This is a genomic window from Nonomuraea sp. NPDC003754 (genome assembly GCF_053605785.1).
In genome coordinates this window covers 171,901-194,512 of record NZ_JBSGJX010000015.1, presented here as the reverse complement: position 1 = coordinate 194,512, position 22,612 = coordinate 171,901, and the positions used below count along the sequence as shown (strand labels likewise).

The following is a 22,612-nucleotide window of genomic DNA, read 5'->3' as shown; positions in this document are numbered from 1 at the left end:
GAGGGGGCGGACGTGAGCGGGCTGGGCGGGCGTTCCCCTGACCGGTACGGCAGGCGCCGCGCGGGCTGCCTGCCGTACCGGGGACTTCAGGAAGTGGGCCAGGAGGCGTCGATGAAGTCGAGCACCGTCTTGGTGTCCTTGCCGTTGATCCAGTCGGTCATGCCCTTCCAGAAGGTGCCGGAGCCGACGGCGGCCGGCATGAGGTCCGAGCCGTCGAACCTGAAGACCGTCGCCTCGTCGCGCAGCATCTCCATCGACAGCCTGTCGATCGGGTTCTGCGCGTTGGCGAGGTCGACGCCCTTGTTGGCCGACACGTACGTGCCCAGCTTCATCCTGGAGTTGGCGTGCTCGGGCGTGGCCAGGTAGCGCTGGAAGGCCTGCACCTCGGGCCGGTCGGCGAAGGCGGCGACGAACTCGCCCGCGCCGAGCACCGGCTTCGTGGCCGGGTCGTTGCCCGGCAGGTAGAAGGCGAAGACGTCACCGTCCTGGGCGACCTTGGTGCCCTCGGGCCAGAAGTTGGCGTAGAAGGAGGCCTGGCGGTGCATCGCGCACTTGCCCGTCGTGATCGGCACGCCGCCCTCCTGGAAGGCGGTGCTGGCGATCGACTTGACGGGCCCGTAGCCGCCGTTGACGTACTTGTCGTTCTTGAGGATCGCGCCCACCTTGTCGACCGCCGCGACCACCTTGGGGTCGTTGAACTTCAGTTCGTGGGAGACCCAGCGGTCGTACTCCTCGGGGCCGAGCTCGCGCAGGATGACGTCCTCGATCCAGTCGGTCGCCGGCCAGCCCGTCGCCTCGCCCGACTCGATGCCCGCGCACCACGGCTTGGTGCCGGCGGCCGCGATCGTGTCGCTCAGCTTCATCAGCTCGTCCCAGGTCTTCGGGACCTGCCAGCCCTTCTCCTGGAAGGTCTTGGGCGAGTACCAGACGAACGACTTCACGCTGGCGCCCAGGGGGGCGGCGTAGAAGGTGCCGTCCACGGTGCCGTAGGCGATCCAGTCCTTGGACCAGCCCTGGTCGGCCAGCGCCTTGACCTCGGCCGGGGCGGGCTTCAGCTTGCCCGCCTTCGCGAAGCGCGCCAGCAGGCCAGGCTGGGGGAAGAAGGCGAGGTCAGGCGGGTTGCCGCCGTCGGACCGCACCTGGATCTGCGCCTCGAACTCGCCCGTGCCCTCGTAGGTGATCTTCATGCCGGTGCACTGCTCGAACGTCTTCCAGTTCTGCTGGAAGAGGTCGGCCTCGGTGTCCCTGATGGGGGAGTAGACCGTGACCTTCTTGCCGTCGTGCTTGCCGTACTGCTGGAAGGCGGCGCAGTCGGCCGCGGGGGCCGCCTGGCCGGTGGAGGACCCTGACCCGGTGGAGCCGCAGCCGGTGACGACGAGCGCCAGCGCCGCGGCTCCGACGAGAAGTCGAGGGGCGGTGGTCATGTGCATCCTCCTGTGCCGGTGAGAGCGTTCTCTGAGAATTGATGGCGCACATGACGAGGTCAATATCGGGGGGATTACGGTTTGTTGGGACCCCAGGTAAACCCGTTGTCGCTGATCACGGACCTGTACCAGAGAGCGCTGTCCTTCAGGGTGCGGGCCTGGGTGGCGTAGTCGACGTGGACGAGGCCGAACCTGCGGCGGTAGCCCTCGGCCCACTCGAAGTTGTCCAGCAGCGACCAGACCAGGTAGCCGCGCAGGTCGGCGCCGGCCGTGATGGCCGCGTGTGCGGCGCGCAGGTGCCCCTCGAGGTAGGCGAGCCTGCCGTCGTCGTGCACCCTGCCGTGCTCCACGACGTCGTCGAAGGCGGCGCCGTTCTCGGTGACCATGAGGCCGACCCGCGGGTAGTCCTGCGACAGCCGTACCAGCAGGCGCGACAGGCCGCTGGGCACGATCGGCCAGCCCATGGCGGTGACGGGGGCGTCGGCGGGGGCGAAGCGCACGCCCTCCGAGCCCGGCCACGCGGCGTCGGCGGGCAGTCCGGGCGCCGCCTCGACCACGCAGGGGTTGTAGTAGTTGACGCCGACCAGGTCGATGGGGGCGTTGACGATCTCCAGGTCGCCGTCGCGGATGTGCGCGGTGCCGCCGTTGCGACCGGCGGCGCTCAGCACCTCCTCCGGGTACCGGCCGGCCAGCGCGGGGTCCAGGAACTGGCGGGTCAGCAGCGCGTGGATGCGCTGGACGGCCTCGGCGTCGGCCGCGGACGGAGCCGCGTCGGGGTCGTTGACCTGGGCGGGTGTCAGCACCGGCGCCGAGTTGACCACCAGCATGATCTCCTCGGCGCCCTTCGCGCGCAGCGTCCTGGCCGCGAGCCCGTGGCCGAGCAGCAGGTGGTGCGCGGCCCTGAGCGCGTCGTGCGCGGAGGTACGGCCCGGCGCGTGCACGCCGTTGCCGTAGCCGAGGAACGCCGCGACCCACGGCTCGTTGAGGGTGGTCCAGTGGCTGACCCGGTCGCCGAGCCGGTCGTGCATGATCGCGGCGTAGTCGGCGAAGCGGTGGGAGGTGTCGCGGACGGTCCAGCCGCCCAGGTCCTCGAGCGTCTGCGGCAGATCCCAGTGATAAAGCGTGACGTATGGGGTGATGCCCGCTTCGAGGAGCTCGTCGACGAGCCTGTCGTAGAAGCCGAGGCCCGCCGAGTTGGCCGGTCCGGAGCCGGTGGGCTGGATCCTCGGCCAGGCGACGGAGAACCGGTAGGCCCCGAGGCCCAGCTCCCTCATCAGCGCCACGTCATCGCGGTAGCGGTGGTAGTGGTCGCAGGCCACCTCGCCGGTGTCGCCGTCGCGCACCTTCCCCGGCGTCGCGGAGAAGGTGTCCCAGATCGACGGGCCGCGCCCGCCCTCCTTCGCGGCCCCCTCGATCTGGTAGGACGCCGTGGCCGCGCCCCAGACGAAGTTCTCAGGGAAGACCACGGTCCCCCGCGCCTCCATGGTCGTGATCGTCATCCCTTGACAGCTCCTTGCATGATTCCTCCGATGATCTGCTTGCCGAGCAGGACGAACACGAGGATCAGCGGCAGGGTACCCACCGCCGTCCCCGACAGGCCGAGGACGTAGTCGTTGACGTACCCGCTGGCCAGCGTCGACAGTGCCACCTGCACCGTCGGGTTCTCCGGGGTGAGCACCACCAGCGGCCAGAAGTAGTCGTTCCACGCCGACATGAACGTCAGCATCCCGAGCACCGCCGCGGCCGGCCGCGCCGCGGGGAGTACGACGTGCCAGAACAGCCCCCAGGTCGTCGCGCCGTCGACCCTGCCCGCCTCCAGCAGCTCCGTGGGCAGCGCGCGGGAGAGGTACTGCGTCATGAAGAACACCCCGAAGGCGTTCACCAGCGCGGGCACCACCAGCGCGTACATCGAGCCGGTCCACTCGATCTTCACCATGAGCATGTAGAGCGGGATGATCCCGAGCTGGGCCGGCACCATCATGGTCGCCACCGTGATCAGCAGCAGGATGTTCCTGCCCCTGAAGGACAGCTTGGCGAAGGCGAACCCGGCCAGCGTCGAGAAGAACATCACCGCGATCGCGATCGACCCGGCGACCAGGAAGGAGTTGAGCAGGGCCAGGGCGAACGGCACGGTGTCGAAGACGCGCTGCACGTTGGCGAGGAAGTTGCCGCCGGGCAGCAGCGGCGGCGGCACCTCGGCCAGCGCCGAGTTGTGCCGCGAGGCCACGACCACGCTGTAGTAGAGCGGGAAGACCGAGAAGAAGGCCACCGCCAGCAGCGTCAGATAAGTGAGGCGTCGTCTCACTTGAAGGCCCCTCCCAGCCGGCGGGTCAGCAGGTAGTTGACGCCCGCCGCGACCACGACGAACAGGAACATCACCCACGAGGCCGCCGAGGCGTAGCCGAAGTCGAACTTGGTGAAGCCCAGGTCGTAGACGTAGAGCGCGAGCGTCTGGAACTGGCGGTCCGGCCCGCCGCTGGTGATGCCCCCCGCGCCGCTGCCCGCCCCGAACAGCAGGGGCTCGGCCAGGATCTGCATCGCGCCGATCGTCGAGACCGTGACCACGAAGATGATCGTGGGCCGGATCATCGGGATGGTGATCTTCTTGAGCTGCGTCAGGTTCGACGCGCCGTCGATCGTGGCCGCCTCGTACAGCTCCCTGGGGACGGCCTGCATCGCCGCCAGGAAGATCAGCGCGTTGTAGCCCGTCCACCTCCATATGATCATCACCGAGATGGCCACGTGCGAGGTCGCGGTGCCCTCCGCCCAGGCCACGCCCTCGATCCCGAACCACGACAGCATCCAGTTGATCAGCCCGTAGTCGCGCCCGAACAGCTGGCTGAAGATGACCACGACCGCGACCACGCTGGTCACGTTCGGCACCAGCAGCGTGATGCGGAAGAACGTCTGCGCCCGCAGCGGGCGGTTGAGCAGGTGCGCCAGCCAGATGGCCAGCACGAGCTGCGGCGCCGTCGACAGGACGCCGATGGAGAAGGTGTTGAACGTGGCGTTCCAGAAGTAGCCGTCATCGAGCAGCGTGCCGAAGTTCTCCACCCCGATGAAGGTGTGCGTGTCGGAGGTGAGCGTCCACTCGTGCAGGCTCACCCACGCCGTGAAGATCAGCGGGAACACCCCGAAGGCGCAGAACAGCAGGAAGAACGGGGCCACGTAGGCGTACGGGGAGAGCTTGAGGTCGAGCGCGTGCCTGACGAGGCGGCGGCGCCTCCCGGGCACCGCGGCCGGCAGGGTGGCCATGCGGAAGTCCTCCAGGTCGATGCGGTACGGCGGGACGGCGCGCCCCGCCCGTACCGGCGGCTACTTGATCTTCTGGACGTCCGCGACGACCTGCGCCCACGCCTCGTCCGGCGTCTGCTTGCCCTGCTCGACCCGGCCCAGCCCGTCGCCGACGGCCACGCGCACGTCGCCCTCCTTGGGGCCGAGGTGCTGGGGCTTGAGGGTGCGCGCCGCGTCGGAGTAGATCTTGCCGATCGGCGCGTCACCGAAGAACGGCTTGGTGAAGCTCTGGATCGACGGGTCGTCGTAGAGGGCGGGGATCGAGGGGAAGGTGCCCTCCTCCTTGAAGACGCGGGCCTGGTTGTCCTTCGAGGTGAGGAAGTCGATCAGCTCGGCCGCCTCCTTGGGGTGCTTGCCCTGCTTTGGGAGCAGCAGGTGCGAGCCGCCGCTGTTGCCCGAGCCGCCAGGGACCTTCGCGATGTCCCACTTGCCGGCCGCGTCCTTGGCCTGCTCCTGGATGTAGCCGGTCATCCAGGCCGGGCAGATGATCGTGGCGAACGAGCCCTTGGCGAAGCCGGTGTTCCACGGCGGGGAGAAGGCGGCCAGCTTGGCGCTCAGGCCGTTCAGGCTGAGCTGGTTGGACAGGTCCCAGGCCTTCTTGACCTCGGGGTTGGTGGCGACGACGATCTGGTCCTGGGCGTCGTAGAGGCCGACGGGCGCCTGGTTGACGATCGCGCGGAAGATCTCGCCGGGGGAGTCGACGAACTTGGCGTCCTTGACGTTCCCGGCGAACTTCTTGCCGGTCTCGATGTACTGCTCCCACGTCGGCCAGAGCTCGGCCACCTTCTCGCGGTCGGTGGGCAGCCCGGCCTTCTCGAACAGGTCCTTGCGGTAGCACATGGCCAGGCCGCCGACGTCGGTGCCGAGGCCGAGCAGCCGGGAGCCATCCTTCGACAGGCCCTGCTGCCACTTCCAGTCCAGGTAGTCGCCCTGCCGCTTGTCCAGGCCGTACTGCTTGAGGTCGTGGAACTTGTCGGGCTGGGAGGTGAAGGAGCTGATGTAGCCCACCTCCACCGCCTCGACGTCGGCCGCGCCCGCGTTGGTGGCCAGCCGCTTGACCAGGTTGTTGTGGTGGTCGTTGAACTGCGTGACCCGCTCGACGATCTCCACGTCGGGATGCGTCTTCCTGTACTCCTCGTACAGCGGCTTGAAGCCGAAGTCGCCGAAGAGCGCGACGCTGAGCGTCACCTTCTCGGCGGTGCCGCCGCCCGTGTCGGCGGTCTGCTGTGATCCGCCGCCGCAGGCGGCGAGCGCGAGCGCGAGCGCGGAGGCGGTGAGCACCGGTACGGCGAGCCGCCCGAAGCGGCGGGCCTGGGAGTACGGCGTGGCCATGGAACCCTCCTCGAGGGCGGTGGGGAGTGACGGTGAGAGAGCGCTCTCTCAGAGGTTGCGGGTCGGGGGCCTGCCATGTCAACGGAGGGTTTCAGGGATGCACAAGAGAGCGCTCTCTCACCTGTGGCGGCGTTTCCGCAGGTGACGGCCACGCCTCGGAGCGGTGGGAGCGCTCCCAGAGGGTCGGCCCGTTTCCAGAGTGTTACCTGTAGCGGGAGAGCGTTCTCTCAGCCGAGGACGCGGCCGAGCACCTTGGCGTACATCCGGCCGGGGCTCGGCGTCGCCGGCGAGGTCAGGAACCCCGGCAGCATCGGCAGATCGACCGCGAACGCCTGCAACCGTTCGTACAGCACGTTGGCGTCGCGCGGCCTGTCCTCGACCGGCTTCTCCAGCAGGTCGGACAGCACCTTCCCGAGCGCGGCCGGAAGCCCGGGCACCGGGGGCGGCCGCTCCTTCACCTGCCTCTCGAACACGACGTACTCCGTCGGGCCGGTGAACAGCTGCCGCCCCGTCAGCATCTCGTGCAGCACGCAGCCGAGCGAGTAGAGATCGCTGCGCGGCTCGGCGACACCCCGCTGGATCTGCTCGGGCGCCATGTACGCCGGAGTGCCGAGGATCTGCCCGATCCTGGTGAACTGCGTGCCGTTCGCCTCCCGCAACATCGCCAGGCCGAAGTCGAGCACCTTGACGCTGCCGTCGCGACAGAGCATGAGATTGGTCGGCTTGAGATCGCGATGGCAGATCTCCAGCGCGTGCGCCGCCGACAGCACCGCGCACGCCTGCGCCGCGATCGCCACCGCCCACGGCACCGGCAGCGGGCCGTGCTCGCTCAGCAGGTCGGCGACCGTGACCCCGTCGATGAACTGCATCACCTGGAACAGCCGCTGCTCGTGCGTCCCGAAGTCGTACAGGACGGGCGCCCCCGGATGCTCCAGGCGCGCCAGGATGCGCGCCTCCCTGGTGAAGCGCCGCTCCAGCTCCTCGTCGGCGTCCTTGCCGGGCAGCGGGTACAGCAGCTTGACCGCCACCCGCCGGTCGAGATGCCGGTCGTGGCCACGGTAGACGGCGCTCATGCTGCCCCGGCCCAGAGGAAGGTCGTCGAGCACGTAGCGGTCACCGATGACCATCCGCCTCTCCTGCCCCCTCCACGACCAGCCCGCTTGAGACTCTCCGGGGAATCTACAGCAACCAGGTGGATCTTGATCGCCGTGCGGCGCGGGCCCGGTCCCGCGGGCGCCGGACGTGGCCGCCGACGATCGGCCCATGGGGCGTCAGGAGATCACGGCGGTTCACGCGGACGCGGGCGGCCGTTGCCGCCCGCGGCTCGTCGTCGGCCTCCCACGGTTCTAGACTCGAGCGTGGACCTCGTCGCCCGGACGAGAGGCAGGTGCGCCGCGTGTCCGACGAGCATCTCACCCATGGCTGGGAGCAGGACCTCGACGCCGGAGACTCCCTGGTGCGCAGGTTCGTGCTGGCCAACGCCGACCGCAACGCCTTCGTCGCCGCCTGCGCGGGCGGGCGCGCCGAACGCTGGCAGGACCTCGCGGTCGCCGACCCCGCCTCGCCGGTCCTGTTCGACAACGCCGCCGTGCTGCTGGCGCCACCGCCGTACATCGACCTGGCGGACACGCTGCGGCGGCTGCTCGCCTTCTACCCGCCCGAACGCCACTTCGTGTTCCTGTCGGTCTGGCCGACGCCGGACCTGTCCACGGCGGGCCTGCGGCTGATGGGCCATCCTCCGCTCATGCTGCGCCCGCAGGGCGGGAGCCCGCCGCCCCTTCCCGACGGGCTCAGGATCGTCCCCGTCACCGACCGCCGCGGCCTGGCGGACTTCGTCCGCACGCTCGTCGAGGCCTACCCGATGCCGGAGGCGGAGGGCACGGTGTTCGGCGACGCGCGGGTCCTGGACGGCCCGATCAAGCTGTTCGTGGGATACGCCGGCGACCGGCCCGTCGCCACGTCCGGATCCCGGCTCGGGCACGGCATCGTCGACGTCGAATGGGTGTCCACGCTGCCCTCCCATCGCGGCAGGGGCATCGGCGCCGCCGTCACCTGGGCCGCCACGCTCGCCGAGCCGTACCAGCCGGCCATGCTCATCGCCAGCGACGAGGGCCGGCCGGTCTACGAGGCGATGGGATACCTGCGGCTGATGCGGCTGACGATGTGGCACCGTCCGCCGGCGACCTGACGCTCACCCTCCCGGACGGACGAGCGGGCTGCCGGGCGGGCTGACGGGCGGCCGGATGGACACGCGCGTCAGGCCGACGGAGAGGCGCGCCGGATGGGCGCGCGTGCCGGGCGGGCGCGCCGGATGGGCGCGCAGGGCGGGCGTGCCGGGCGGGCGGGCAGGGCGGGCGTGCCGGGCGGGTGCGCCGGATGGGCGTGCCGGGTGGGTGCGCCGGGTGGGAGTCGGGTGGGAGTCGGGTGGCGGGGCCGGTCGGTCACGGCCGCAGGACGAAGTCCCTGATCGCCGCGCCGATCTCGTGCGGGGAGTCCTCCTGGACGTAGTGGATGCCGCGCACGCCGACCTCGCGCTGGTTCGGCCAGGTGCGCGCGAACTCCAGCGCCCTGCCGACCAGGATCGCGCCGGGCTCGGCGGAGATCAGCAGCTTGGGGACGGCGCTGCGGGCCATCCAGCTCCCGTACGCCTCCACCACCTCGGCCACGTCCCGAGGCGTGCCGTCGATGGGCAGTTCGCGGGGGAAGACCAGCGTGGGCAGGCGCGAGTCCCGGTCGCCGAACGGCGCGCGGTAGGCCGCCATCTCCTCCTCCCGCAACGGACGCAGCACGCTTCGGGGAAGCACCGTCTCGACGAAGAAGTTCTGGCCCAGCAGCAGTTCCTCGCCTTCGGGCCCGCGCATCGCGCGGAACAGCGTGTCGCGGCCCTCGGGGAAGTCGGCCCACAGCCGCGGCTGGACGATCGCCTCCATGTAGGCGATGGCGCGCACGCGCTCGGGGTGGCGGCGCGCCCAGTGGAAGCCGAGCGCCGAACCCCAGTCGTGCAGCACCAGCGTGACCTGCCCCTCGGGCAGCACCGCGTCGAACCAGGCGTCGAGGTGGCGGGCGTGGTCGGCGAACCGGTAGGCCCCGTCGGCCGCGGGCCCGGAACGGCCCATGCCGACCAGGTCGGGCGCCAGGCACCGGCGGACGTCGGCCAGGTAGGGGATCACGTTGCGCCACAGGTACGAGGAGGTGGGGTTGCCGTGCAGGAACACCACCGGCTCGCCGTCGCCGGTGTCCACGTGGCTCAGATGGGTGCCCAGCACGCGCACCTGCCGCCGCGGGTGCGGGTCGGCGGCGGAGATGGTGCCGGTGTCGGTGACGGCGACGGCGGGGCTGGTGCTGGTGTCGGCAGCGGAGACGGTGTCGGTGCCGGAGATGGTGTCGGTGCCGGTGCTCGCGGTCATGGGTGTCGTCCTTCGGTCGGTGAGGTGGCAGGGGCCAGGAGGGTGCCGAACACCACGGTGGTGAAGCGCTCCAGCGGATCGGACGAGCGCTCCACCTTCATCCGCAGCATCGCCCCCTGCCAGGAGGCCATCAGGAAGTCGGCGAAGTCGGGTGCGGGCAGCGGCAGCGCGATCTGGCCTGCCCGCTGCGCCTCGTCCAGGCAGCGTGCGAACGGCTCGTGCCACTCGGTGAAGATCTGCGCCAGGTGCGTGCGGATGGCCTCGCTGGTCTCGGTCGAGTCCAGGCTGGTGTTGCCGATCAGGCATCCGTCGTGCCATTCGCGTGCCCGCAGCCGTTCGGTGATGGCGTCGAAGTAGGCGCGCAGCCGTTCCAGCGGAGGCCTGCCGGTGTCGTCCAGGGTCGCGGCGACGATCGCGCGGACGTCGGTGAAGTAGCGGTCGATCACCGCCAGCCCGAAGTCCTCCTTGGAGGCGAAGTGGTTGCTGAACGAGCCGAGCGGGACGCCGGCCGCCGCCGTGATGGTGCGGACGCTCGCGCCCACCAGCCCCGTCCTGCGGACGGCCTCCATCCCTTGGTCGAGGAGTTGGTCTTTCTTCGATGGTCTCGCCATGAGTCCAATATGGACGTTCATATTGATTTCGTCAAGCCATGGGCCCCACAACCGGACAGGCCTCCCGGGAGCGCGTGACGCGCCCCCGGGAGGCCTGTCGTTCCGGCGGGGTCAGACGTTGCGCCGGTACTGGCCGCCCGCCTCGAAGAGGGCCTCGGTGATCTGGCCGAGCGAGCACACCCTCGCCGCGTCCATCAGCACCTCGAACGCGTTGTCGTCCGACATGGCCACCTCCCTCAGCCGGCGCAGCGCCGCCGGCGCGGTGGAGCGGTTTCTCGCCTGGAAGCCGCGCAGCCGGTCGAGCTGGGAGTGCTTCTCCTCCTCGGTCCCCCTGGCCAGCTCCAGCGGCCCGTGCTCCACCTCGCCGCGCGGGTTGCGGAAGGTGTTCACCCCGATGATCGGCAGCGAGCCGTCGTGCTTGCGGGTCTCGTAGAGCATCGACTCGTCCTGGATCTTGCCGCGCTGGTAGCCGGTCTCCATCGCGCCGAGCACGCCGCCGCGGTCCGACAGGCGCTCGAACTCGCTCAGCACCGCCTCCTCGACCAGGTCGGTCAGCTCGTCGATGATGAACGAGCCCTGCAGCGGGTTCTCGTTCCTCGCCAGGCCCCATTCGCGGTTGATGATGAGCTGGATCGCCATCGCGCGCCGTACGGACTCGGCCGAGGGGGTGGTGACGGCCTCGTCGAAGGCGTTGGTGTGCAGGCTGTTGCAGTTGTCGTAGATCGCGATGAGGGCCTGCAGGGTGGTGCGGATGTCGTTGAAGTCCATCTCCTGGGCGTGCAGCGACCGGCCGGAGGTCTGGATGTGGTACTTCAGCTTCTGCGAGCGTTCGGCCGCGCCGTACCGCTCCCTCATCGCGACGGCCCAGATCCGGCGGGCGACCCGCCCGAGCACGGAGTACTCGGGGTCCATGCCGTTGGAGAAGAAGAACGACAGGTTGGGCGCGAAGTCGTCGATCCGCATGTCGCGCGCCAGGTAGGCCTCGACGTAGGTGAAGCCGTTGGCGAGGGTGAAGGCGAGCTGGCTGATGGGGTTCGCGCCCGCCTCGGCGATGTGGTAGCCGGAGATGGACACCGAGTAGAAGTTGCGCACCTGGTTGCGGATGAACCACTCCTGGATGTCGGCCATCATGCGCAGCGAGAACTCCGTGGAGAAGATGCAGGTGTTCTGCCCCTGGTCCTCCTTGAGGATGTCGGCCTGGACGGTGCCCCGCACGGTGGCGAGGGTCCTGGCGCGCAGCTCGGCCGCCTCCTGCGGGGACGCCGGGCGGCCCTGGGCGGACTCGAAGCGCTCGAGCGCCTGGTCGATCGCGGCGTTGAGGAAGAAGGCCAGGATCGTGGGGGCGGGGCCGTTGATGGTCATGGAGACGGAGGTGTTCGGCGCGGACAGGTCGAAGCCGTCGTAGAGCACCTTCATGTCGTCGAGCGTCGCGATCGACACCCCCGAGGTCCCGACTTTTCCGTAAATGTCGGGTCGGACGTCGGGATCGTGGCCGTACAGGGTCACCGAGTCGAACGCGGTGGACAGCCGGGTGGCCGGCTGGCCCTCCGACAGCAGCTTGAAGCGCCGGTTCGTCCTGAACGGGTCGCCCTCGCCGGCGAACATCCTGGTCGGGTCCTCGTCGTCCCGCTTGAAGGGGAACACGCCCGCGGTGAACGGGAAGCGGCCCGGCAGGTTCTCCGAGCGCAGGAAGCGCAGCAGCTCGCCGTGGTCCTCGAAGCGGGGCAGCGCGACGCGCGGGATCCTGTTGCCGGAGAGGGTCTCGCGCCACAGCGGGGTGTGGATCTCCCTGTCGCGGACCCGTACGACGAGCTCGTCGGCGGTGTACTGCTCCCGCAACGCGGGCCACTCCGCCAGCAGCGCCCTGCTCTCGTCGGACAGCTCCCGCTCGGCCTGGGCAGCCAGCTCGTCCAGACGCGCATCCGTCACGTCCCGCCTGTCGGCGGGGGCGACCGCCTGCGCCCCGCCCGCCTGCCCCCCGCCCGCCGAACCGGCGGGTTCGCCCAGGAGCGCCCGGACGGCCGCCAGCTGCTGCCGGCGCCGGGCCACCTCCACCTGGGCCGTCGTCTCGGCGTGGTAGCCGCGCACCGTCTCGGCGATCTCCGCGAGGTAGCGGACCCGTGCCGGCGGCACCACCGCCGCCGCCGTCCTGGAGGTGCGCCCCTCGACCCTGGGCAGCAGGCCGGCGCCGGCCGGCATGCCCCGCTCCACGAGCTGGTCGCGCAGGTGGTGGTAGAGCGCCGTCACCCCCGCGTCGTTGTAGCGGGCGGCGATGGTGCCGAACACCGGCATCGCGTCGGGCGACACCCCGAACGCGGACCGGTTGCGCACCATCTGGCGGCGCACGTCGCGCAGCGCGTCCTCGGCCCCGCGCCGCTCGTACTTGTTGATCACGACGGCCTCGGCGAAGTCGAGCATGTCGATCTTCTCGAGCTGGGAGGCGGCGCCGAACTCCGGCGTCATCACGTAGATCGGCACGTCCACGTGCGGGACGATCCCCGCGTCGCCCTGCCCGATGCCGGGTGTCTCGATGACGACCAGGTCGTACCCGGCCGCGCGGCAGGCGGCGATCACGTCGTCGAGGCAGTCGGGCACCTCGCTCGCGCCTCGCGTGGCGAGGGAACGGAAGTAGGTCTGCCCGCCGAGGCTGTTCATCCTGATGCGGTCGCCGAGCAGGGCGCCGCCGCCGCGCCGCCTGGTGGGGTCGATGGCGATGACCGCCATGCGCAGCTTGTCGTCGTTGTCGACGTGGAACCTGCGCAGCAGCTCGTCGGTCAGCGACGACTTGCCGGACCCGCCGGTGCCGGTGATGCCCAGGACGGGCGCCCGCCGGACGGTCGATCCGGCACCGTCACCCGGAACGTTCTCCGCCCCCGCCACGGCATCGCCGGTCACACCGGTGGCGCTCTGGGCCGGGGTCGCGCCGCCCAGGGCGCGGATCCCCGCGAGCAGTTCCTCGGGCGCCCGCCCCGACTCGATCAGTGTGATCGCCCTGGCCAGCGCCGCCTGGTCGCCCGACGCGACGGCCTCCACGGACGGCGGGTCGCCGAGCTCGACGTCGCATTCCTCGATCAGCTTGTTGATCATTCCGGGGAGGCCGAGCCGCTGGCCGTCCTCGGGGGAGAAGATCCTCGCCACGCCCCTGGAGTGCAGCAGCTCGATCTCCTCGGGGACGATCACGCCGCCGCCCCCGCCGTACACCCTGATGTGGCCGGCGCCGCGCTCACGCAGGAGCTCGACGAGGTAGGTGAAGAACTCGACGTGCCCGCCCTGGTAGGAGCTGATCGCGACGCCCTGGACGTCTTCCTGGATGGCGGCGGTGACGATCTCGTCGACGGATCTGTTGTGTCCGAGATGCACGACCTCCGCCCCTTGTGACTGCAGGATCCGCCGCATGATGTTGATCGCGGCATCATGGCCGTCGAACAGCGCTGCCGCGGTCACGAAGCGGACGGGATGGGCCGGTACGTGCACGCCTGATCACTCCTTGGTGAGGGGCCTCCTCTCGAAGATACTAGGACGTCCTACTATTTCCCAGTGGCCGCCTCATACGGCCTGCGCCGCCTGGCCGTACCGCCCGGCGGGGTGAGCGGGTGCGCAGCGACCGGCACGGCCGGCGCGCGCTCGCCGGAACGCTCCAACGGCAGGTGAGCGCGTTCCGCCTGCGCGCGCGAGCGGGCCTCGTCCGCCGGGACGCGGGTGCGGGGGACGCCGGGCGGTGCGGGGGTCGTGGTGCGCGCCTGGGGTGGCAGGGCGGGGACGGGACCGTGGAGTGATGGCGTGAGGCGGGCGGCGGTCACGTGCGGCGGTGGTGCGGGGGTGGTGCGGGCGGCGGTGACATGTGGCGGTGGCGCGGGGTCGGGGCTGACCCATGGGACGAGTTCCCGGCGATGGCGCCCGGAGCCGCGGGAGCGTCCCGCCATCCGGAACGAGACGACCACGGTGGTGAGTACCATCGCGGCGAGTAAGGCCTGCGGCGTCCCCAGCACGTCGAACGGTGACTCCCGTGTCGCTGCCGGCGGCACGTGCGCCTGGACGGAGAAGGGCTCGAGCGGCTGGTCGGAGGGGCGTACCTCGATCAGCGTGGGATGTTCCTTGACCAGGCGGGGCAGCCCGTACCCGACGACCTTGTCGGTGTCGCGGACCTTGCGCTTGAGCCAGACCTTGTCGACGTTCGCCTCGATCGTGTGGATCTTCGATCCGGCGACCTTCTCGACGATCCCGACGTGGTCGATGCCCTTGTAGCTCTTGCCGCCCCTCCAGTCGTAGAAGACCAGGGCGCCTGGCTCGGGTTTTGGCGACCAGGCGCCCTGCTGGATGAACCAGGCCGCGTGCGAGGGCGTCCAGGCGAACTGCCCGACGTACTCCTGCAGGCCCGCCTTGTGCGCGGCCCAGGTGATGAACATGTCGCACCACGGCGCGTTGCGATACTGGGGGTCCTGGACGAGGTCGGCGTACCACGTGCCGAACTTGGTGTACTGGCCGCCCTTCTCGCGGTAGCCGAGCTCGGGGCGAGCCGCCTTCAGCAGTCCTTCAGCGATCGGGTCCAGGACGACTCCTTCCCAGAAGACCGGCGACTAACGAGGGACTGTAGTAGTGCCGTCGTGGCCGCGGGCCGGACATCCGGAAAGTGTCTAGATATGAGGCGAAATATGCGCAGTGTTGCTGCTGGGACGTACTAGTCGAGATAGCTGTAGAGCTTCTTCCAGCTGCCGCCGTACAGGCAGGTGGCCGACGGCTTCGAGGCCTTGATCTCGCCGCAGACCTTCGTCTCGACCAGGACGACCCGCTTCTCGACGAAGGAGAAGGACTTCGGGGTGCCCTTGGTGCAGTCGAGGCTGTAGAGGTGCTTGGTCGGCACGCTTCCGTCCTTCTTGAGGAAGGAGACGCGGAAGGCCGCCCAGCCGCAGGCCGGCCCCTTGGTCAGGTCGGTGATCGCGCCATTGATCTCCACCGTGGCGGTCGTCGGCGTGGTGGACGTGTCCCGGCTGAGCACGGTGAGCCTGCCCTGGGCGACGGCCTTCCTGCCGGAGGAGAACGTCGGGCCCCACGTCGTGCTGGGGCCGGCCCCGACGCCCGTGGCGGCGGACGCGGAGATGGGGGCGGAATCAGGCGCGGAAGCGGACGCGGACGCGACGGTGGCGGGTAAGGCCGCCAGCAGGCCGGCGGCGGCGATCAGGATGGTACGGCTGGTCCTCATCGGGAGTTCCCTTCTCGTTGTACCGAGAGTGTGGGTTCCCGCGCTTTCAGATGGGTTGAGAACCGCCGTACCGATCAGGATCCGACGCCCACCCGGTACATCGACGTGCCGCCCTCGCCGGACGGTACGACGTCGGCCACGATGACGGTGACGTTGTCGGGCCCTCCGCCCTCGTTGGCCAGTTCGATGAGCCTGTGCACGGCGGCGTCGGGCTCGCCGTACGAGGTCAGGATCTCGTGGAGGGTCTCGGGGCCGAGCACGTCGGTCAGCCCGTCGGAGCACAACATGTAGCGGTCGCCGAGCTCCGCCTCGCGCAGCGACATGTCGGGCTCGGCCCTGCCCTCGCTGCCGAGCACGCGCAACACCATCGAGCGGCGCGGGTGGACCGCGGCCTGGTCCTCCGTGATGCGGCCTTCGTCCACCATCGACTGGACCAGCGTGTGGTCCTTGGTGATCTGGTAGAGCGCGCCGTCGCGCAGCAAGTACGCCCGCGAGTCGCCCAGGTGGGCCAGGGCGAACCTCGCGCCGTCCCACAACATGGCGGTCACCGTCGTGCCCATGCCCCTGCGAGCCGGGTCGATCTCGACCAGTTCGGCAAGCCTGCGCCCCGCCTCCAGCACGGCCGCCTCCAGGGCGGTTTCGAGATCGGCCCCCGCCTCTGGCAAGCTGACGTCGAGCTCGCGCAGCACCGCGATCGTGGCGGAGCTGGCAAGCTCGCCGGCCGCGTGGCCGCCCATCCCGTCCGCGATCGCCAGCATGCGGGCGCTCACGTAGCCCGAATCCTCGTTCTGCTCCCTTCGTCGGCCCACGTCCGACCCGGCGGCATAGCGGATGTTGTGCGTCATAGTAGGCAGTAAATCATTGGTTGAAACACTTCACAAGCAGATGCGCTGAAGAGTGTTGTGAACTAATGTGGCGTCCATGAGCCACGACCCGACCGTGAACGCCGGCGACATCGCTCGGCTCGCCGGTGTCGGGCGGGCCGCGGTGAGCAACTGGCGCCGCCGCCACGACGACTTCCCCAAACCCGTCGACGGAACCGCCGCACAGCCGCTTTTCGCGCTGCGCGAGGTCGAGGCATGGCTGAGTCGCTATGGGAAGTCCTACCAGGTCTCGCTGGCAGATCGCGCGTGGCAACGCCTGAAAGCTTCCGGAGATCTTCAGCTTGGCGAGCTCGTGGCCGCCGCCGGAGGTTTTCTCGCCGATCCCGGGGCCGGGGGCGAGGGGCTCGACGAGGGACAGGTCGCGGTGCTGCGCGAGCTGGCCGCCGAGCAGGGCGCGCCGGCCGCCTACGAGTTCCTGTGCGCCCGCTACTTCGAGGCCCACTCCCGCAAGCTCTCCGTCACCCGTGAGGACCTCGCGGCCCTGATGGTACGGCTGGCCGTCCCCGACGGCGGCATCGTCCTCGACCCGGCCTGCGGCGTCGGCACCCTCCTGCTGCCGCTGTCGCCCCGCGGCCGCGCCACGGGGGCGCCCGACGGCGTGAGGGTGCTCGGCCAGGAGCTGGAGGACACCTCGGCCCGCATCGCCGCCGCCCGGCTGGCGCTGCGCGGGGTCGAGGCCGAGATCGTCCACGGCGACTCGCTCAGGCGCGACGCCTTCCCCGGCCCCCGGGCCGACGCGGTGGTCTGCGACCCGCCGTTCAACGAGCGGTCGTGGGGCTATGACGAGCTCACCGGCGACCCGCGGTGGGAGCACGGCCTGCCGCCGCGCGGAGAGTCCGAGCTGGCGTGGGTGCAGCACTGCCTCACCCACGTCAGGCCGGGCGGCCTGGTGGCCATCCTCATGCCCGTCGCCGCGGCCGGCCGCAGGGCCGGCCGCCGCATCAGGGGCAACCTGCTGCGCGCCGGGGCCCTGCGCGCCGTGGTGGGGCTCTGGCCCGGCGGCCCCGACCTGTGGCTGCTGCGCAGGCCGCAGAGCGGGGAGCGCCCGCCGTCCGAGATCGTCATCATGGACGCCGAGGGCGACCTGAGCAGGGTCGAGCCCGGCCTGCGCGAGGGAGCGCACCGGGTCCGCATCATCGACCTGCTCGACGACGAGGTGGACCTCAGCCCCTCCCGCCACGCCCCGCGCGGCGGAGCCGACCTGGGGCGCGCCTTCGCCGACGCCCGCGCCCGTTTCCTGGCCGCCTCCGTCGACGCGCCCGATCTGGTGGTGCTCGACGAGCCGCGCGACCGGCCGGTCACCACGATCGGCGAGCTGGTCAAGGCAGGCCTGGTCACGATCCTCCAGGCGCCGCCCAGGATGTCGGCCGACGGCGGCGACCTGCCGGTGCTGACGGCCGACGACGTGGAGCGCGGCACCACCACACCCTCCGGCGCCACCACGGCCGAGCCCGGCATGGTCAGGATCCAGCCCGGCGACGTCGTGGCCACCTACGCCACCGCGAGGGTGGTCGGCCAGGACGGCGCCGTCCTCGGCCCGCAGCTCACCCTCTACCGGGTCGACCAGCGCCGCGTGGACCCCCACTTCCTCGCCGGTTTCCTGCGCTCGGCCGGGGCCCGGGTGCCGGCCGGCTCCAGCAGGGTCGACGCGCGCCGTACCCGCCTGCCCAGGCTGTCGCTCAGCGAGCAGCGGGCCTACGGCGACGCCTTCCGCCGGCTGGCCGCCATGGAGGACGCCCTGCGGGAGGCGACCGAGCTCGGCGAGACCCTCATCAGGCTCGGCCACCAGGGTCTGGCCGACGGCCGCCTCCGACCTCCGGCCTGACCGGCGCGGCGCTCTCAGGCCGCGCACGTGTCGTGGGTGGCGTCGAACCCCTTCAGCGCCTCGGAGGCGCCCACCCGCATCGGCTTGAGGCCCTGCCAGTCGTCCCCGATCGTCAGCACCAGCCGCGGCGTGGCCGCCCCCGCCACCAGCCGCGGCGTGGCCGACAGCAGGTCGCGGGTGATCGTGGGGACGCGCGTCTCCCCGTTGGGGGAGTAGGCGAGCTGGGTCTTCGGGTACGGCTTGCGCGAGGCGTCGCCGATCCTGGAGACGTGGTAGCCGCGCTGTTCGAGCCCCACCGCCACCTGGCCGGCCAGGCCCGGCCGGAAGGTGCCGTTGCGCACCTCCACCTGGATGCGCGACGGCGGCACCTTCTCCTGCCCGCCCCTGACCCCCGTCACCTCCAGGTCCTTGGCGACGATCTGGAACAGGGTCCTGGCCTGCGGCTGCACCCACTCCACCCGCCCGGGATGGGAGACGGAGTAGTACCACGGCGTCGTGACGAACCGGATCTGGCCCGCCGTCATGCCCCGCGCGCTCTCGGCGAGGTCCTTCATGACGCCGGGCGTGAGCCCCGGGTCGGTGGTGACGGCCTTGGTGGCCGCGTCGAGGAAGCCGAAGAGCCTGGCCGGGTCGGTGAGCGTGCGCCCGCTCATGACCTTCCTGAGCATGGCGGCGATGAACATCTGCTGCCGCTGGATGCGCCCGATGTCGGAGCCGTCGCCCATGCTGTAGCGGGCCCTGACGTAGCCGAGCGCCTGCTCGCCGTTGAGCGACTGCCGTCCCGCGTCGAGGTGGAGCAACGCCTTGGTGTCGTCGACGCGTTCGGGCAGGCACACCTCGACCCCGCCGACCGCGTCGACCATGCTCTTGAACCCGGTGAAGTCGACCTTCACGAAGTGGTCGATGTGGATGCCGGTCAGCGACTCGATCGTCTTCCACGTGCAGCCGATGCCGCCCGAGTTGAACGACTCGTTGATCATGCCGAGATGGGCCGGCTGGCCCGGCAGCCTGCCCTTGGCGCGGCAGGAGGGAAGCTGGACCAGCGAGTCGCGGGGGAAGCTGATCACCATGGCCCCGTCACGCCTGGACGACACGTGGGCCAGCATGATCGTGTCGGTGCGCTCGCCCTCGACGGCGCGGCCGTATCTGGCGTTCCTGCCGTCGCGCTGGTCGGAGCCGACGATCAGCACGTTGAGCGCGGTGGTGGCGGCCTTCGGCGGTCGCGTGGCGTCGAGGTCGCCGGTGACGTCGATGTGCTTCACGTTGCTGGTCAGCTTGACGTACGCGCCGACCATCGCGCCGGCGACGGCGAGCGCCACCACCGTCGTCGCCACCACGACCCGGCGAAGCCAGCGCCGCCGCCCGGCGGGCGGCTCGGCGGAGGGCGACGGCGGATGCGGGGCGGCCACGAGCCCGCTGCTCACATGTCACTCCAGGGGAGGGCCAGTCGAACCTCGCCGAGTGTACTGAGTCACACGGCGCCGGTACGGCGGAAGCCGCAGCAAGGGGAAGCAATAGGATCGAGCCCTTGGCTTTTGTCACCTTTTCGCCGGGAGGCGCTCATGTCCGATGTCACCTTCAAGGGCAACCCGATCACCGTGGGCGGCACCTTCCCTCAGCCTGGCGACGCGGCCCCCGCGTTCAGCCTCGTGGGCAAGGACCTGTCCGACGTGACGCTCGCCGACTTCGGCGGCAAGACCAAGGTGCTCAACATCTTCCCCAGCGTCGACACCGGCGTGTGCGCCGCGTCGGTCCGCCGCTTCAACCAGGTGGCGGCCGAGCACCCCGACGTGGCCGTGCTGTGCGTCTCGGCCGACCTGCCGTTCGCGCAGGGCCGCTTCTGCGGCGCCGAGGGCCTCGACAGCGTGGTGACGCTGTCGCTGATGCGGGGCAGGGAGTTCCTGGCCGACTACGGTGTGGCCCAGGAGTCCGGCCCGCTGGCCGGTCTGGCCGCCCGCGCCGTCGTGGTGCTCGACGGCGACAACAAGGTCGTCTACTCCGAGCTGGTCCCCGAGATCACCCAGGAGCCCGACTACGAGGCCGCGCTCAAGGCCCTGGCCTAGCCCGTTCGCGGCGGGCCCCCGCGGGGTCCGCCGCCAGGCCCGAAGGAGGAGCCCGTGGCCGTCGACGACACAGGACGCGAGGTGCGGGTGCCCGCGACGGTCGAACGCGTCGTCTCCCTCGTGCCCTCCCTCACCGAGTCCGTGGCGCCCACCGGCAAGCTGGTCGGCGCCACGGACTGGTGCACCCATCCGGCCGGCCTCGACGTGGTCAGGGTGCGCGGCACCAAGAACCCCGACCTCGACCGGATCATGGCGTTGGCGCCCGACGTGGTGCTGGCCAACGCCGAGGAGAACAGGGAACCCGACCTCGAGGCGCTCAGGCAGGCGGGCATCGCGGTATGGGTGACCAGGATCGAGACGGTCGAGGCCGCGTTCGTCTCCCTGGGCAGGATGTTCGAGCTGGCCTGCCGCACCCCGGAGCCGGAGTGGCTGGAGCGGGCGCGCCGGGCGTGGGACCTGCCGGAGCCCGCGGTCAGGCGCACCGCGATCATCCCGATCTGGCGGCGGCCGTGGATGGTGGTCGGCCGCGACACCTTCACCGGCGACGTGCTGAGGCGGCTGGGCGTCGACAACCTCTACGCCGCCCATCCCGAGCGCTATCCCAAGATCCCTCTCGCGGAGCTCGTGGCGAAGGACCCGGACGTGGTGGTGCTGCCCGACGAGCCGTACGCCTTCGGCGCGGACGACGGGCCGGAGTGCTTCGCCGGCAGCGCGCTGGTCAGCGGGCGGCTGCTGACCTGGTACGGACCCTCGATGGTGGAGGCTCCTGACGTCCTGCGGGCTAGTCTCGGCCTGTAGCGGGCAGGATGGGGTGATGCTGACCAGGCTCGTCCTCGTCGTGTCCCTGATCCCGTTCGGGCTGCTGCTCCTGCTGGCCAGGCAGCCGCTCAACCAGGTCGACCGGGCGGTGGCGCACGACCTGTACGCCGGGGCGCTCGCCGATCCGGCGTGGACGCGCCTCCTGCTGCTGTGGACCGACGCCCTGGGCCCGGCCACGTGGCGGATCGTGGTGATCGCGATCGCGGCCTGGCTGATCTGGAAGGGCAGGCTCGGGGCCGGCGCCTGGGCGCTCACGGTGATCGTGGCCGGCGGCCTGCTCGGCGAGGCGCTGAAGATCGTCATCGATCGGGCCAGGCCCGCCTTCCCCGACCCGGTCGCCACCGCCGTCGGCATGTCGTTCCCGTCGGGCCACGCGCTGACCGCCACGCTCGGCGCGGGGGTGATCGTGCTGCTGCTCACCCCGAGGCTGCGCGGCAGGCCCGTGCTCCTGGTCCTGGCCTGGGGGATCGCCGCCTTCCTGGTGCTGTCGGTGTCCTACACGCGCGTCGCCCTCGGCGTGCACTGGGTCAGCGACGTGGTCGCGGGGATGCTGCTCGGCGTCGCGGTGCTCGCCGTGCTCACCCCGACGATCCCGCCCGCGCTTCCCGCCGCGCTCACCCCAGGGACGCGTCGACGCTCTCCGGGGAGAGCACGTGCTCGGTCACCATCACCGCGGTCCCGATGACGCCCGCCCTGCCGCCCAGCCCGCTGGTGACGATCTCCAGGTTCCTCGTCGTGTACGGCAGGCTGTGCCGGTAGACGCTCTCCCTGATGCCGGTCAGGTAGTGCTCCCGCGTCTCGGCCATGTCGCCTGCCAGCACCAGCACGCCGGGGTTGAGCAGGCTCACCGCGGTGGCCAGCACCAGGCCGAGCGTGCGCCCCGCCTCCTGGGTACGGGCGATGGCCTCGGGGTCGCCCGCCTGCACCAGGCGCACCACGTCGCGGCTGCTCTTCTGCCCGAGGTCCTTGGCCACGGCGTGGCCGCTGGCCAGCGAGGCGACGCACCCCTTCGAACCGCACGTGCAGACCCTGTCGTCGCTCTCGCGCAGCCGTACGTGGCCGATGTTGCCGGCGCCCTCCTCCACGCCCCGGTAGATGCGCCCGTCGAGCACGATGCCGGCGCCGATGCCGGTGGAGACCTTCACCAGCAGCAGCGACGGCGAGTGCCGGTAGGCGGCCCACCACTCGCCGAGCGCCATCGCCTTGGCGTCGTTCTCCACCAGGATCGGCACGTCGAACCGGGCGCCGAAGGCCGCCTTGATCGGCAGGTCGTCCCACCCCGGCATCAGGAAGGACCTGAGCACCTTGCCCGAGGTGTGGTCGACCGAGCCGGGCAGGTCGAGGCCGACGCCGCAGACCTGCTCCCTGGTGCGGCCGGTGCGGTCGAGCAGGCGCTCGAAGGCCTGGAGCACCCAGGCCAGCACCTCCTCGGGGCCGCGGTCGATGCGCATGCTCTCCGACTCCTCGGCCTGCGGGCGGGCGGCGAGGTCGGTCAGCGCCACCCGCGCGTGGCCGGCGCCGAGGTCGGCGACGAGCACGACCCTGGCGGTGGAGTCGAGGGCGAGGACCGACGGAGGGCGCCCGCCGCCCGACGCCCCCTTGTCGGCCTCGCGGATGTAGCCGGCCTCGATCAGCCGGTCCACCCTGTCGGTGATGGTGGACCTGGACAGCCCGGTGTAGTCGATCAGCTCCTTGCGGGTACGGCACGTGCCCTGCCTGATCAACTGGAGGACGTGTCCCGCCGTCAGCATCA

The 22,612-nt window shown here is 70.9% G+C and carries 19 protein-coding genes; 5 read left to right on the top strand and 14 right to left on the bottom strand.

The genetic code is table 11. The features are described from left to right. Positions 1-86: 86 nt before the first annotated feature. From ACWEVS_RS20750 to ACWEVS_RS20725, 6 genes are all read right to left on the bottom strand, one after another. Complete coding sequence (locus tag ACWEVS_RS20750; protein ID WP_354919028.1) at positions 87-1,424, bottom strand: ABC transporter substrate-binding protein; 1,338 nt, start codon at positions 1,422-1,424, stop codon at positions 87-89. 74 nt (positions 1,425-1,498) lie between these two features. Next, complete coding sequence (locus ACWEVS_RS20745) at positions 1,499-2,923, bottom strand: GH1 family beta-glucosidase (RefSeq protein WP_452552828.1); 1,425 nt, start codon at positions 2,921-2,923, stop codon at positions 1,499-1,501. Next, complete coding sequence (locus ACWEVS_RS20740) at positions 2,920-3,729, bottom strand: carbohydrate ABC transporter permease (protein WP_449926856.1); 810 nt, start codon at positions 3,727-3,729, stop codon at positions 2,920-2,922. Before ACWEVS_RS20740 ends, ACWEVS_RS20745 begins: the two co-directional genes overlap by 4 nt. Beyond that, positions 3,726-4,679 carry a carbohydrate ABC transporter permease gene (locus ACWEVS_RS20735; RefSeq protein WP_452552826.1) on the bottom strand — a complete coding sequence of 318 codons (954 nt, stop codon included), beginning with the start codon at positions 4,677-4,679 and terminating at the stop codon, positions 3,726-3,728. Before ACWEVS_RS20735 ends, ACWEVS_RS20740 begins: the two co-directional genes overlap by 4 nt. 60 nt (positions 4,680-4,739) lie before the next feature. Beyond that, positions 4,740-6,050, bottom strand: coding sequence for an ABC transporter substrate-binding protein (locus tag ACWEVS_RS20730; RefSeq protein ID WP_452552824.1), 1,311 nt, complete (start codon positions 6,048-6,050; stop codon positions 4,740-4,742). 227 nt (positions 6,051-6,277) lie between these two features. Beyond that, positions 6,278-7,177 carry a serine/threonine-protein kinase gene (locus tag ACWEVS_RS20725; protein ID WP_449926849.1) on the bottom strand — a complete coding sequence of 300 codons (900 nt, stop codon included), beginning with the start codon at positions 7,175-7,177 and terminating at the stop codon, positions 6,278-6,280. Between the two features lie 269 nt (positions 7,178-7,446). Here ACWEVS_RS20725 and ACWEVS_RS20720 point away from each other — a divergent pair, with 269 nt between their 5' ends. Next, on the top strand, positions 7,447-8,238 hold the full coding sequence (locus tag ACWEVS_RS20720; RefSeq protein ID WP_449926847.1) for a GNAT family N-acetyltransferase: 792 nt from the start codon (positions 7,447-7,449) through the stop codon (positions 8,236-8,238). A gap of 253 nt (positions 8,239-8,491) precedes the next feature. On the opposite strand, the gene ACWEVS_RS20715 is transcribed toward ACWEVS_RS20720, so the two are convergent. From ACWEVS_RS20715 to ACWEVS_RS20690, 6 genes are all read right to left on the bottom strand, one after another. Continuing rightward, positions 8,492-9,457, bottom strand: a complete 966-nt coding sequence (locus ACWEVS_RS20715; RefSeq protein ID WP_452552823.1) for a haloalkane dehalogenase — start codon at positions 9,455-9,457, stop codon at positions 8,492-8,494. Next, the gene (locus tag ACWEVS_RS20710) at positions 9,454-10,068 is read right to left on the bottom strand and encodes a TetR family transcriptional regulator C-terminal domain-containing protein (protein ID WP_452416861.1); all 615 of its coding nucleotides are present in this window, start codon (positions 10,066-10,068) and stop codon (positions 9,454-9,456) included. Before ACWEVS_RS20710 ends, ACWEVS_RS20715 begins: the two co-directional genes overlap by 4 nt. Positions 10,069-10,179: 111 nt before the next feature. Beyond that, positions 10,180-13,542, bottom strand: a complete 3,363-nt coding sequence (gene icmF / locus ACWEVS_RS20705) for a fused isobutyryl-CoA mutase/GTPase IcmF (RefSeq protein WP_452552821.1) — start codon at positions 13,540-13,542, stop codon at positions 10,180-10,182. A 53-nt stretch (positions 13,543-13,595) separates the two neighbouring features. Further along, positions 13,596-14,594 (bottom strand): CHAP domain-containing protein, encoded by a 999-nt coding sequence (locus ACWEVS_RS20700; RefSeq protein ID WP_452552842.1) that lies wholly within the window; start codon positions 14,592-14,594, stop codon positions 13,596-13,598. 152 nt (positions 14,595-14,746) lie between these two features. Further along, positions 14,747-15,268, bottom strand: coding sequence for a hypothetical protein (locus tag ACWEVS_RS20695; RefSeq protein WP_449926837.1), 522 nt, complete (start codon positions 15,266-15,268; stop codon positions 14,747-14,749). 74 nt (positions 15,269-15,342) lie between these two features. Then, entirely contained in the window at positions 15,343-16,113 is a 771-nt protein-coding gene (locus tag ACWEVS_RS20690; protein WP_449926834.1) for a PP2C family protein-serine/threonine phosphatase, read from the bottom strand. 76 nt (positions 16,114-16,189) lie between these two features. Between ACWEVS_RS20690 and ACWEVS_RS20685 the strand changes: the two genes are divergently transcribed. Beyond that, positions 16,190-17,977, top strand: a complete 1,788-nt coding sequence (locus ACWEVS_RS20685; protein ID WP_449926831.1) for an N-6 DNA methylase — start codon at positions 16,190-16,192, stop codon at positions 17,975-17,977. A gap of 14 nt (positions 17,978-17,991) precedes the next feature. Here the strand turns inward: ACWEVS_RS20685 and ACWEVS_RS20680 are convergent, their stop codons facing one another. Beyond that, positions 17,992-19,401, bottom strand: coding sequence for an LCP family protein (locus ACWEVS_RS20680; protein WP_452552819.1), 1,410 nt, complete (start codon positions 19,399-19,401; stop codon positions 17,992-17,994). A 138-nt stretch (positions 19,402-19,539) separates the two neighbouring features. Here ACWEVS_RS20680 and tpx point away from each other — a divergent pair, with 138 nt between their 5' ends. From tpx to ACWEVS_RS20665, 3 genes are read left to right on the top strand one after another with little or no spacing between them, the layout of a single operon-like run. Beyond that, positions 19,540-20,040 carry a thiol peroxidase gene (gene tpx, locus ACWEVS_RS20675; protein WP_449926825.1) on the top strand — a complete coding sequence of 167 codons (501 nt, stop codon included), beginning with the start codon at positions 19,540-19,542 and terminating at the stop codon, positions 20,038-20,040. A 54-nt stretch (positions 20,041-20,094) separates the two neighbouring features. Further along, a complete protein-coding gene (locus ACWEVS_RS20670) occupies positions 20,095-20,838 on the top strand; it encodes a helical backbone metal receptor (RefSeq protein ID WP_452416868.1) in 744 nt (247 codons plus the stop codon). A gap of 16 nt (positions 20,839-20,854) precedes the next feature. Beyond that, positions 20,855-21,544, top strand: a complete 690-nt coding sequence (locus ACWEVS_RS20665; RefSeq protein WP_452552818.1) for a phosphatase PAP2 family protein — start codon at positions 20,855-20,857, stop codon at positions 21,542-21,544. On the opposite strand, the gene ACWEVS_RS20660 is transcribed toward ACWEVS_RS20665, so the two are convergent. Continuing rightward, complete coding sequence (locus tag ACWEVS_RS20660) at positions 21,474-22,610, bottom strand: ROK family protein (RefSeq protein ID WP_452416872.1); 1,137 nt, start codon at positions 22,608-22,610, stop codon at positions 21,474-21,476. The genes ACWEVS_RS20665 and ACWEVS_RS20660 overlap by 71 nt on opposite strands. Between the last annotated feature and the right edge of the window lie 2 nt (positions 22,611-22,612).